The sequence below is a fragment of the uncultured Shewanella sp. genome (genome assembly GCF_947491715.1).
GTDB lineage: Bacteria > Pseudomonadota > Gammaproteobacteria > Enterobacterales > Shewanellaceae > Shewanella.
Genome location: NZ_CANLKR010000001.1, coordinates 175,837 through 188,677, shown reverse-complemented (window position 1 = coordinate 188,677; position 12,841 = coordinate 175,837). Strand labels below are relative to the sequence as shown.

At 40.7% G+C, this 12,841-nt stretch carries 10 protein-coding genes, 1 pseudogene and 1 other annotated feature; of the genes and pseudogenes, 6 read left to right on the top strand and 5 right to left on the bottom strand.

The features are described 5' to 3' along the window. The first annotated feature begins 13 nt into the window (after positions 1-13). Complete coding sequence (gene pgi / locus Q0779_RS00825; protein WP_298768511.1) at positions 14-1,651, top strand: glucose-6-phosphate isomerase; 1,638 nt, start codon at positions 14-16, stop codon at positions 1,649-1,651. 241 nt (positions 1,652-1,892) lie between these two features. Then, positions 1,893-2,078, top strand: coding sequence for a DUF3545 family protein (locus Q0779_RS00820; protein ID WP_298768509.1), 186 nt, complete (start codon positions 1,893-1,895; stop codon positions 2,076-2,078). A gap of 97 nt (positions 2,079-2,175) precedes the next feature. Here the strand turns inward: Q0779_RS00820 and thrC are convergent, their stop codons facing one another. The 3 genes from thrC to thrA all read right to left on the bottom strand — a co-directional run bounded on the left by thrC (position 2,176) and on the right by thrA (position 6,950). Next, positions 2,176-3,459: a threonine synthase gene (gene thrC, locus Q0779_RS00815; RefSeq protein WP_298768507.1), complete on the bottom strand. Its 1,284-nt coding sequence runs from the start codon at positions 3,457-3,459 to the stop codon at positions 2,176-2,178. A gap of 81 nt (positions 3,460-3,540) precedes the next feature. Beyond that, on the bottom strand, positions 3,541-4,485 hold the full coding sequence (gene thrB / locus Q0779_RS00810) for a homoserine kinase (protein ID WP_298768505.1): 945 nt from the start codon (positions 4,483-4,485) through the stop codon (positions 3,541-3,543). Next, entirely contained in the window at positions 4,482-6,950 is a 2,469-nt protein-coding gene (thrA, locus tag Q0779_RS00805; RefSeq protein WP_298768503.1) for a bifunctional aspartate kinase/homoserine dehydrogenase I, read from the bottom strand. Before thrA ends, thrB begins: the two co-directional genes overlap by 4 nt. 624 nt (positions 6,951-7,574) lie before the next feature. On the opposite strand from thrA, the pseudogene Q0779_RS00800 reads away from it, so the two are divergent. Further along, positions 7,575-8,057 (top strand): annotated as a pseudogene (locus tag Q0779_RS00800) (peptidylprolyl isomerase); the annotation flags it as partial. A gap of 113 nt (positions 8,058-8,170) precedes the next feature. Here Q0779_RS00800 and trpR read toward each other — a convergent pair. Next, entirely contained in the window at positions 8,171-8,446 is a 276-nt protein-coding gene (gene trpR, locus Q0779_RS00795; protein ID WP_298768501.1) for a trp operon repressor, read from the bottom strand. Between the two features lie 200 nt (positions 8,447-8,646). On the opposite strand from trpR, the gene Q0779_RS00790 reads away from it, so the two are divergent. Next, on the top strand, positions 8,647-9,120 hold the full coding sequence (locus Q0779_RS00790) for a cytochrome c (protein WP_298769227.1): 474 nt from the start codon (positions 8,647-8,649) through the stop codon (positions 9,118-9,120). A gap of 82 nt (positions 9,121-9,202) precedes the next feature. Here the strand turns inward: Q0779_RS00790 and Q0779_RS00785 are convergent, their stop codons facing one another. After that, a complete protein-coding gene (locus Q0779_RS00785; RefSeq protein ID WP_298768499.1) occupies positions 9,203-9,874 on the bottom strand; it encodes a cytochrome b/b6 domain-containing protein in 672 nt (223 codons plus the stop codon). A gap of 300 nt (positions 9,875-10,174) precedes the next feature. On the opposite strand from Q0779_RS00785, the gene raiA reads away from it, so the two are divergent. Both raiA and Q0779_RS00775 read left to right on the top strand, forming a co-directional pair. Continuing rightward, positions 10,175-10,537, top strand: coding sequence for a ribosome-associated translation inhibitor RaiA (raiA, locus tag Q0779_RS00780; protein WP_298768497.1), 363 nt, complete (start codon positions 10,175-10,177; stop codon positions 10,535-10,537). Between the two features lie 121 nt (positions 10,538-10,658). Continuing rightward, positions 10,659-10,780: a sequence feature (Phe leader region), on the top strand. 37 nt (positions 10,781-10,817) lie between these two features. Further along, entirely contained in the window at positions 10,818-12,782 is a 1,965-nt protein-coding gene (locus tag Q0779_RS00775; protein ID WP_298768495.1) for a chorismate mutase, read from the top strand. Positions 12,783-12,841: the final 59 nt, after the last annotated feature.

Here is a 12,841-nt window from a genome sequence, read left to right as displayed (position 1 = left end):
CGAGCAAATCACCATGACTGAATTAACTCAATTATCATCTTGGAACGCGCTAAAAAGCCACAGTGAAACTGTGCCACATATGCGATCGCTATTTGCCAGCGATCCTAAGCGTTTTGAAAAGTTCTCTTTATCGGCTTGTGGATTATTTCTAGATTATTCTAAGAATAAGATCACGGATAAAACCTTATCGCAGTTATTCTCTCTGGCTAAAGAGTCTGAATTAACAACCAAGATCCACGCTTTGCTCAGTGGGGAAAGAATTAATACCACTGAGCAACGTGCTGTGTTGCACAGTGCTTTACGCGCTCAATCAGACCAAGATATTAACCTAGATGGCGACAATATTTTCCAAGAGATTCAACAAACCTTGACGAAAATGGAAAACTTTGTTGATAACATTACCTCAGGAAGGTGGAAAGGGTATACCGGTAAAAAAATTACTGATGTTGTCAGTATTGGTATTGGCGGTTCTTTTTTAGGGCCTAAAATCGTCTCCCAAGCGCTTCGTCCTTATTGGACAGGAAAAATCAATTGCCATTTTGTCGCTAATGTCGATGCCAGCTCAATTGTCGAAAAACTCACAGGCCTGAATGCAGAAACAACGCTGTTTATCATGTCTTCTAAGTCATTCGGTACTCAAGAGACATTAACCAATACCTTAAGTGCAAAAGACTGGTTTATCCGCAAAGGTGCCAACCAAAGTGATGTAGCTAAGCATTTTGTTGCCGTTAGCTCCAACGTCACAAAAGCCTGTGAATTCGGTATTGCACCTGAAAACATCTTTCCTATGTGGGACTGGGTTGGCGGACGATATTCACTTTGGTCTGCCATTGGTCTGCCTATCGCACTGCTCGTCGGTATGACCCGCTTTCGTGAGTTACTCGCTGGCGCCAATGAAATGGATGAACATTTTGCCAATGCCCCTCTTGAAGAAAACATGCCTGTTATTATGGGGCTACTATCCGTATGGTATGTGAACTTTTTTAATGCACAATCCCATGTCGTGTTAACTTACGATCATTACTTAAGAGGGCTTCCCGCTTATTTCCAACAGCTTGATATGGAAAGTAATGGTAAATCTGTCACTCTCAATGGACAAAATGTTGACTATAATACGGGTCCTATTATTTGGGGCGGTGAAGGCACAAACGGTCAACACGCTTATCATCAGTTATTACATCAAGGAACGGGGCTCATTCCGGCTGATTTCATTATGCCTCTCAATAGCCATAATCCATTAGGTGAACACCATGTCCAATTGGCTTCGAATTGCTTTGGACAGACACAAGCCTTAATGCAAGGAAGAACCTTTGAGGAAGCCTTAGCCGAATTGAAAAACAGCTCCCTTGATGACAATGAAAAGCAACTGATCGCCAAGCATAAAGTCATGCCTGGTAATAAGCCGAGTAATACCTTACTCATGGATAAGTTAACGCCCTCGACTTTGGGAGCATTAATTGCGCTGTATGAACATAAAACCTTTGTTCAGGGGGCTATCTGGCAGATAAACTCATTTGATCAATGGGGGGTTGAACTGGGTAAAGTGCTCGGCAATGATGTGCTTGAACGCTTAACGGCGACTGAAGAAGCCTCAGAGCTCGATAGCTCAAGTAATGGATTAATCAATTTGTTTCGCCAACAGGCTATATAGTTCGCCATTGTTTTTCAAATCGCTTTGATCAAAAGCCAATGATCCCTATCATTGGCTTTTTTGTGCTTTCCTCACAGCATAAACTCCCCTATTTTTTCTCCACTCATTGACACCAAACGGCATTTAAAGTGTAAATAAATAAAAAAAACACCCAAAATTAACACAAATGAAACATTTTTGTTGCACCCTGTTTGAAAAACATGCTATTTATTTGATGACAAAGAAACGACAGGAGGTTGCTATGAATCGTTTAGATTATGGTTGTGCGCTAGATAGTGTAGTAGAAAAACCCAGCCGCTCGAGAAATTCCAGTAAAAAGCGAAAATGGCGTGAAATAGAAGCGCTAAAAGAAAAACATCGCCTACTCAAAGAACTGCAAGATATCGATAATAATTTCAATGACGAAATAGACAACTTATTCATATAGTTTTTATCAGCCAGATTTGAACCTATCCGGCATAAAAAGAGCAGCATAAAATGCTGCTCTTTTTATCAAAGAAGTGTTCCACTCCAAGATGAACCGATCACTTTAAAATATTAAACAAATGTGTTTTTAATACCTTAAAGCTGACAGGTAATTCAGTAGATAAAATCGACTTACTCTCAACGTCAGCCAAAGCCTGAGGTAAAGGTAAATCAATATTCAACTCAGCCTCAACAACCTCATTGAATTTCGCAGGGTGTGCTGTACCTAAGAAAATGCCTTTCTCACCTTCACCCATCACTTGATTTAACGCATCTGCAGCAATCGCACCATGTGGCTCGGATAAATACCCCGCTTCATATAATGCCAATAATGCTGCCGAGGTTTGTGATTCTGACAATGCCACACCTTTAATATCGCTTAAAGACCACCCCATTTTTTCAACAATTGCTTCGACTCTTGGCCAATTACTCGGCTCAGCGACATCCATTGCATTTGACATGGTCGCCACAGTGGTATTAGGCGCCCACTGCCCATCCAATAAGTAACGAGGAACCGTATCATTACTGTTCGTCGCCGCAACGAAATAGCTCACGGGTAATCCCATGGCTTTAGCAAACAAACCCGCGGTTAAGTTACCAAAATTACCACTGGGTACAGCAATAACAGGTAATGTCTCATGCTGCTGTTTAAACTGGGCAACGGCTTCAAAATAATAACAAATCTGCGCAAGTAGGCGGCTGATATTAATTGAATTAGCTGAGTTTAGATGCAATCCATCACGAATTTCGCTGTCTTCAAATGACTGTTTAACTAAATCTTGGCAAGCATCAAAATCAGAATCAACGGCAACAGTATGAATATTTTGACCTAATGTGGTAAACATCTTCTCTTGCAGTACGCTGATTTTTCCTTTTGGATAAAGCACCACCACATTAATGGCATCAAGACCAAAAAAGGCATCGGCTACTGCCGCTCCAGTATCACCTGATGTCGCGGTAAGAATATTAATCGTCTCATCTTTTGCTAACTCATTCAGACATTGGGCCATAAAACGGGCACCAAAATCCTTAAATGCTAAGGTCGGTCCATGAAAAAGCTCTAAACTATATCGATTGTCATCTGCTTTCACTAAAGGCACATCAAAGTTGAATGCCTTTTCAACTAATGCATCAACGGTATCTTGTCCAAGCTCTGAAGCTAGCCAAGCACCTATCACTTTTTGGCTTCTTTCAACAAACGGCAGTGCTAATAACGTGTCCATATCTTCCAAAACGGGGATCGCCGTTGGAAAAAATAGCCCTCTATCTTTACCTAGCCCAAGTTTTACTGCCTCAGTAAAACTTACCACTTGAGAAGGATGCTTCAAATTATATAACTGCATAACAACTTGCCCTTTATTGTTCAATACACGCTTTATTACATATTGCTAAAACCTATTTATACATAAATAGACTCAACACGATTAAATTTTTCTTGCACCTTGAGGATCAATTCGGCAAATATGTGAAAAACCGTTTTCATCATTCAGGTAATGCGTATCCAACCAAGCTTTAGCTTGCTCGGCTTTTTCTAAGCTATTAGTAATAGTAAAAAGCGTCGGACCGCTCCCCGATATTCCCGTCGCTAACATTCCCATTTGCCCTAATGCGGCTTTAGCATCAATATAACCCGGAATTGCAGTAGCTCGATAAGGCTCTGCAAGCACATCTTTTAAGGCCTCAAGAGCGAGTCCCTCATCCTGTTTATAAGAGGCATGCACAAATGTACTTAAATGGCGACCAAACTCAATAGCCGTTGATTTGTCATATTGATGAGGTAAAAGCTGTCTCATTTTAGCCGTCGATAAAGACACACCTGAATATGACATAACCCAATACCATTTATTAAAGCTTGGAATAGCATCGCATACTTGATCCTTTCCATTTAAAATCAGTTGCATCTTCCCTAAATAACAAGGTGCAACATTATCATAATGTACAGAGCCACTGATCTGCCCTTCAAACTTTCCCATAACTAACAACAAATCAGCAGCTGTAAAGGGCACATTAAAATATTCATTTAATGCATAAAGTGCAGCAACAACAGAGCTCGCGCTTGAACCTAACCCACTGCCTACTGGTAAATTTTTCTCTAATGTTAACTTTACCCCCCTCGTAGAGGCACTTTTATCCGTTAACTGATCAATAAAGAATTCAGCACATTGATAAACAATATTCTCTTTAGGATCTATGGGTAATTTATAAGCCCAAGGCCCTTTAACGGCTAATACCACTCCTTTTTCTGCAGGCTCAATAGAAACCGTATCGCCCAATAAAGTCCCATCAACTGGTGCCAATGCAGCACCCAAAGTATCAAAGCCAACACTAATATTGGCTATCGATGCAGGCGCATAGACTTTCACACTCATGCTGTTACCTCTCGGGTCCAATTTAATGTTCTCAAGACATCCGCAAAAGCCCCAGCAGCGGTCACCTCAGTGCCAGCACCATACCCTCTCAATACGAAGGGAATTGGCTGATAATATCGGCTATTAAAGGCAAGTGCATTTTCGCCACCTTTCACACTATAAAGGGGATGTGTGGCATCAACCTCAACGATTTTAACACGGCAACCTTGCTCATCGATTTGTCCCACATAACGTAATAAGCGGCCTTCAGCCTTAGCATTATTCACTTGAGCTGCGACGGCTTCATCCAATGTCGTTAAGTTCGTCATAAACGTTTCAACATCACCGGAAGCATCAAAATGAGGCGGTAAAACTGACTCGACTTCGATGTCACTCAGCTCTAAGTCTAGTCCAACTTCACGCGCTAAAATAAGCACCTTACGTGCCACGTCCATACCACTGAGATCATCTCTGGGATCGGGTTCGGTAAAGCATTTTTCTCTGGCTATACGTGTTGCCTCTGACAAACTCATGCCTTCATCTAACATGCCGAAAATATAAGATAAGCTTCCCGATAAAATACCACTAAAGCTCAATAGCTTATCACCAGCACATAATAATTTTTTCAAGTTATCAATGACAGGTAATCCCGCGCCCACGGTTGTTTCATATAAGAATTGGCGACGTTGCTTTAAGGCTGTTTGACGCAACGCCTGATAATAAGCCATATCACGCGTATTGGCTTTCTTATTCGGCGTCACAACATGCAAACCTGCATTCATCACATCAAGGTATTTATTTGACACGAAATCACTTGAGGTGCAGTCAACTAGCACAGGGTTAAGCAATTGCTGCTCTTTGGCCCAACGTAACATAAAGTCAAGATCACTGTGTTGAGTTGATTCATTCAACAAAGACGACCATGTCGCCAAATCAATTCCTTGCGCATTCAATAACATTTTACTTGAATTCACAATGCCACACACACGGATGCTAATATGTTGCTCTTTGAGCATGTCTGCTTGACTGGCAATTTGATCAAGTAATCCCGCGCCAACATTGCCGCAACCCACAAGAAAAACATCGAGGTAGTGTTGCACATCGAAAAAGCTTTGATGGCAAGCTGAAATCGCATTTTTAATTTTACGCTGCTCGACAACGGCAGAGATGGAACGCTCTGATGAACCTTGTGCAATGGCAATAATATTCACCGTTGCTTGCGCTAATGCTTGAGAAAAGGTGGCCGTGATCCCTTTGTTTGTCCGCATTCCATCACCAATCAAGGACACGATTGCTAAGTTATGGCGTATTTCTAATGGCTCTAATAGCTCACTTTGCAATTCCAGCTCAAACTCTTGCTCTAACGCCTGTTTAGCATTTGCTGCGTCCGATGTATTCACACAAAAACTAATACTGTATTCTGATGAACTTTGCGTAATAAGCGATACTGACACGCCACTTCTCGAAATGGCACCTAACGTCCGGCTCGCCATGCCCACCATGCCTTTCATACCCGGCCCAGAGACATCAAACATGGTCTGCTCATCGAGATTAGAAATGGCTTTCACACTTAATCCCGATTCATCTTGTGCATTAGACACTAAGGTACCGACTGCATCAGGATTAAAGCTATTACGAATATAGCAAGGAATATGGTACTGAGCGATGGGAGCAACCGTTTTAGGGTGTAGTACTTTGGCGCCAAAATAAGACACTTCCATAGCTTCTTGGTAACTCATTTGTGCCAGTAATTTCGCATCTGAAACCACACGAGGATCGGTATTATAAATACCATCAACATCCGTCCAAATTTCACAGCAACTGGCATCGATACAGGCCGCTAATACTGCCGCAGAATAATCAGACCCATTACGTCCTAAAGTGACTACCGAACCATCTTCCCTACCGGCACTAAAGCCGGGCATCACCCACACTCTGTGCTCATCTAGATTAATAGCATTAAACTTAACTTTACTGGCCTCGATATCGACAGCCGATTCCAGTCTTGCGCCCTCAGCGAGTAACAGTGCCTGAGGATTGAGCTGCGCAGCACTGTGACCCATCACATTAATCAATTGCTCCATTAATGCCGCAGACAGTTTTTCTCCACCGATAATAATGTCTGCTTTTACACTATCAGGGCAAACACCAAGCAGCGTAATACCTTGTAATTTATTGCGCCAAAAAGCCAATTGTTTATTCAAACAATTTTGTAAGTGCTGACTTTGATTGCTTGAGAGTAACGCCTGGGCTGCTTGTCCATAAAGCTCAGTAAACACTTGCTCAATTCTGGATAAAACCGATTCAAATTGTCCATCATCAGTGGCAACATCCACCACCTCCAATAAACTATTGGTAATCGTTGCAGGCGCAGATAGGACAACAGCAATCGATTCTTCATTGGCCGACTTTGCCACAATGGCAGCCGCTGATTGAAATCGCTGCCAATTGGCAAGTGAGGTACCACCAAACTTCATGACTTTCATACTTTCTCCTGTGCCCACCCCGATTAAGAAACAAAAAAGCCTGCTTCTTTATGGGAAGCAGGCTTAATGTTTAATCTTATATTAGATACGCTCAGCCTGTCCCCACGATAATAATCGTGGTGGTCGTAATAATAGTCGTTACAACAGCATGGCTAAGCATCATAAATAAAGGTCAATTTGAACATTCGTAAATTTGTGCCTACAGAATTGCTTTTTACACGCCCTCTGTCAAGCCCCTTTTTATGAATAATTTTAATGAACTACCCACTTTTTGTATTTAACAGTTAAATAGCTTGGATATTTACCTTCATCAGGTCAATGACAAAATAGAAACCATGTTTATTAATGGAATCATCTTGTTTAAATAACTGTTATACAAGTGTTATAATTTAAAATCTTGTCCAATAAAGCGTTGCTTTAATCAGTAGTCGTATAGCTTAGTGATACGTTTGGCATGACTTTTCGGCATGTAAGATTGACACAAACAACATGGCGACAACTGCATGACTATGCACTCACTTCAATTTTTGTGGCTTCACTCTCGCCAAGGTTATGCTAGCCCGTTATCGCATCTTATGTAAAATCCAGTTAAAATACCCGCCATTCAATTATTGGAGCTTTACCATGAACATTAGCCAAGCGTGCGCTGTTACTATCCATTACCAACTAAAAGATGATGAAAACCGTATTGTTGAGAGTTCGTTTGACAGTGAACCAATGCTCTATTTACACGGCGCACAAAACATGATCCCTGGCCTTGAAGCTGAACTTGAAGGTAAGACCGTTGGCGACAAAATTGCAGCCAGTATCGAAGCGAAAGACGGTTATGGTGAATACCATGATGGATTACGCCAAGAAGTGCCACTTGACGCATTTGGTGATGTAGAAGATATCGTACCAGGCATGCGTTTTATCGCGGAAACGGAAATGGGACAACGCCCCGTTCAAGTCGTAGACGTGAAGGATGATGTGGCTGTTGTTGACGGTAATCACCCTTTAGCGGGACAAAGACTGCATTTTAATGTTGAAGTTATTGATGTCCGTGAAGCCACTGAAGAAGAACTTGCCCATGGCCACGTGCATGCATCTGGCCAGTGCGACAGTCATTCTGCTTCAGAGTAACACGAACATAAAGATGACTGCTGCGACGGTGACTAATTAAAGACTTGACAGCCTCAATACTTATTAATATTGAGGCTGTCTGATCTACCTAACAAGTGTCATAAAATTAGTGACTTAATTTTATTTTTCTTTTCAGTAGACATATGCTTTAAATAATTTGAGCATCGAGTGATGGTTGCGATACTAATTTGATACTCATGAGCAATCTGCCTTTGACTCATTTCCCCATCTAACAACGTCTGAAATACCTTTAATCTACTGGCTATTGCGCTGCGTTCATCTTCCGTCAATAGCAATTCAAATAAATCAATCAACCCATTATAATCATGATGAGAAATGACTTTTTCTAATACTAAATCCCATTCTGCTCGCATGTTTACCCCTGTGTCCCCCAACCCTAACAATTAAGTCTTATTGTAACAAAATTATTATTCAATACTCTATTATTCTATTCACCTATCCCTTTCAATATTGACGGGTAATTAAAAAGAAGTTTCAATTAAATGGTGTTAAGTGTAACAATATAGGCACAATAGCCTTAACAAAAACAATATAACAACTGTGAGCAAGCATGATGAAAAATAAAATAACATTAAGCCTACTGGCTTTTTTTACCTGCACGACCTTGGCCATTAACGCCGCAGAAACAACCCCTAGTAATAACTTTAAGAAGCCCGAATCTGCCGTCAAATACAGGCAATCAGCTTTTAGCTTAATGGCTTATAACTTCGGCGATATTGGTGCCATGTTAAAAGGGAAGAAACCTTACAACCCAGCCTCTGTTATCATCAGAGCTGAAAATGTTGCTGCGTTATCTAAGCTGCCTCTAGAAGGTTTTATACAAGCAGAAGGCTTAGATCAACGTGACGCCCTCGATAAAATTTGGACCGAAAAAGCCCAATTCAATGAAAAAATGCAAACACTACAAAAAAGTGCCAATCTGCTCGTGGTTGCAGCCAAAAGTGGAGATAAAAAAACCGTACAAAAAGCCTTTATGGAAACAGGAAAAAGCTGTAAATCTTGCCATGATGATTATAAGAAAGATTAATACCGCTTAAATCATTTAGGGTATTTCCACATGATGGTAAAAATGATATGGGCTGCACAATAGCCCTTATCATTATTAATATTTAAAGCATTGATAAAACAGGTCGTCCCCAAAAATAAAATATCGCCGCACCAATGACCAAAAAAAGCCCCAGAGCGACACAAGCATGAGTAAACTTGAGTTGATGGCCTTTATTATTAACCACTCTTTTTTTGCCGGTCACCATGGCAGTAATCAAATTATCACCTTTGAACAAGTGCACTAACACGGCAAGAATGTGCATTCCGGCAAAAGCTAATATGACATTAAACGTATTTTTATGTAACCAAGTGAGCCAAGCTGCAGTATCTGGGCTGACATGATGAAAAAGCGGTCCTTCTGTAAAGATATCATCGGTTGCAAACAAACCGCTCATTAATTGCACACTCAACAATAACAAGAGAAATATCACCATATACCCCCCCATTGGGTTATGGCCTAAAGCAGGTTCTACTCTATTTTTAGCCTCTAAATACTGTAAAACTTTTTTAGGTGACACAAGAAAAAAAGAAAAGCGCGCAGTGTCACTCCCAATCCATCCCCATATCAACCGGCACACAATCAAATCTAATAATACAAACCCCAATACTTGGTGCCATTGCATTTCTCCCATTGACGCTGTCCACCACAACCCTCCAAGTAAGCCCACCATGGACCAATGGAAAAAACGAATCGGCAAATCCCATACTCGAATATTCAATTTAATGTTATCCATAATGCTTTACTCTTAAACAGTGAAATACGCAGCTTGAAAGGAGTACCTAGGTACAAGAAATGAAGTGAACATACAAAAAATTAAACTGAATAGCCACTCTGAATGTGAAGTTATCCCATCAAATATGCACGGGTTTAAATTAAGTTTCAAGATGATCTGCATGATTATTTTTAATTTTTGTCTAAGTGATCAAATAAAACGCGAACAATTAAAAAAGGCGAAAAAAATGTGATTTAAATCACGACTTTTCCTACAGAGATTGGTAATCTGAATTCAAGGAAACAACAGAAGGTTCGACATATGATAAAGATTACAAGTAAGCAATTTGACGTAACTGACTCTATCCGTGAACGTATTGAAAGCAGAATTGCGAAGCTTTCAAGGCATGATGTTCAGTTCCTTAATCCACATGTCATCATTGTACAGGAGAAGCAAACCTTTAAAATTGAAGCTTCTGTTGGCATTCCGAATGCAACACTCTTTGCGCAGGCGAAAAATGAAGACCTTTATGCAGCCATTAACGCTATGGGGCAAAAACTGGAAAAACAACTTAATCGCCAAGTCCATAAACCCGAAAGTCAGCGCCGAGCCACACTTACTTTAGAAGATGATGCTCGAGACAATGATTTTGTCTACGATGATGAGGAGGAATACGCAGCTTGATTACATTTTATTTACGTAAAAGCGCATCTTCCGATGCGCTTTTTACGTTCAATGGATAAAAAAAACGGCTATCTAACTTTTTCATTGACACTCACCTTATAGCCGATTACTTTTAAACAATGAAAATATGTTTCCACGGTCTGTTTACTTTCTTTTTTACACCTCCCCCTTATGGAGGCGGATTTTCTGTGTATAAACGAAAGTGAAAATTCCAAAGCCTCCTAAAACGGAGGCTTTTTTGTTTCTAATTACTGTATAAAATAAAGATGTAGAGGCCTAAATGAGTAAAACAATCCCTTTAAACCATACTCGAGAGCAAATAACTGCACTGGATAATGAATTACTCACTTTATTGGCGAAACGGCGTGAATTAAGTTTAGATGTCGCCCGTAGCAAAGAAGTCGATATTCGCCCCATTCGCGATACTGAACGTGAAAAAGATCTCTTAGCCCGATTAGTTAAGCAAGGCCGTGATAAAGGACTCGATGCCCATTACATCATTTCTCTTTATCAAAGTATCATTGAGGACTCAGTACTTAATCAACAAGCTTTTCTACATGGACGAGCCAACCCTGAAACACAAAAACCGCAATATATTGCTGCTTACTTAGGCGCTAAAGGTTCCTATTCTTATCTCGCAGCAACCCGCTACTGCGCTCGCAGACAAGTGGATATGCAAGAATTAGGTTGCCATAGTTTTGACTCTATCATTCAAGCAGTAGAATCAGGTCAAGCCGATTATGGCTTCCTTCCCATAGAAAATACTTCCTCTGGCTCCATTAATGAGGTTTACGATGTCTTGCAACACACCTGTCTTGCCATTGTCGGTGAAACCACCATTGAAGTTGAGCATTGTCTACTGGCGCAATCAGGAAGCAACATCAATCATATTAAAACCCTTTATGCTCACCCTCAACCTATCAGTCAATGTAGCCGATATTTGGGCATGCATGGTGAGTTTAAATTAGAATATTGCTCAAGTAGCGCAGAAGCCATGGAAAAAGTAAAACAAAGTCCCAGCCCTAATGTCGCCGCCATTGGAAGTGCTGAAGGTGGCGCCTTATATCAACTTGAGGCCATTGAAAAAGGTCTCGCTAACCAAAAAATTAATCAAAGTCGGTTTATTGTTGTTGCGCAAAAGGCCGTTGATGTACCTGAGCAGTTACCCGCTAAATCAACCCTTATCATGGCAACAGGACAGAAACCTGGCGCACTCGTAGATGCCCTATCCGTACTCAAGAAGCATGACTTAAATATGAGCAAACTCGAGTCAAGGCCTATTGCTGGCACCCCTTGGGAAGAGATGTTTTACCTCGATATTGAGGCAAACCTGTCTTCAAGTGCAATGAAAACAGCATTGAAAGAGCTCGAAAAAATAACACGTTTTATCAAAGTGCTCGGCTGCTACCCCAGTGAATCGGTCAACCCTACTCACTTAGCGCATCAGCAGCTAATGTTAGACAGCAGTTCAAAGAAAACAGACAACAATACTGAACAGACTCAACCACAACGGTATAGTAAAACTTATAAAACGAGCCCGACTCAAATAAAATGCGAACAACTGGAATTTAATCCCAAGCAACCTGGCGCTATCATTGAAATACAGCTTCCAATTGAAAAAAATATATTTGAGCAACAAGTTAAAACATTCAAAGAATTAGGCTTTCAAGCGATACAGCTCAGAGGATTACACCTACAGCAAAATGTAGAGTCTACCCTCATACAATTTAAAAAAACATTAGCCCATTTTAATTTAGCTTGTATTATCGTCATCGAACATGGATCGGATCTCACGTTGGCAACGCATCATGCTGATATTTTATTGCTTGACAGCGCTCAGATGTACAACCAAGCATTGTTAACACAACTGGGCACCTTACTCTTACCCATTATTATTGAACGTAATCCTATGGCCAGTGTTGAAGCATTACTATCAGCAAGCAATACTGTGTTAAGCCAAGGAAATCAGCAGGTGATATTATGCGAATCAGGAATTAAAATGAATGGCAGTGAGCATATTTCATTAGATTTAGCTGGATTAGTGTTTTTAAAAGATACCACTCATTTACCCGTCATCTGCAACCCAAGTTATGCGATTGAATTAACACAAGTAAGCACCTACTTACCCGCCATAAAAAGCCTACATGCTGACGGTATGCTACTTCATTTACCTCTCTCCACACAGGCTATAACGGATGATACAGTCAATCAATTAAGTCATATTCTACACTCGCTATACCATTAATAGTGGCACGATAACCCAATTAAAATGCCGCATTGTGCGGCATTTTAATTGGGTTGGAA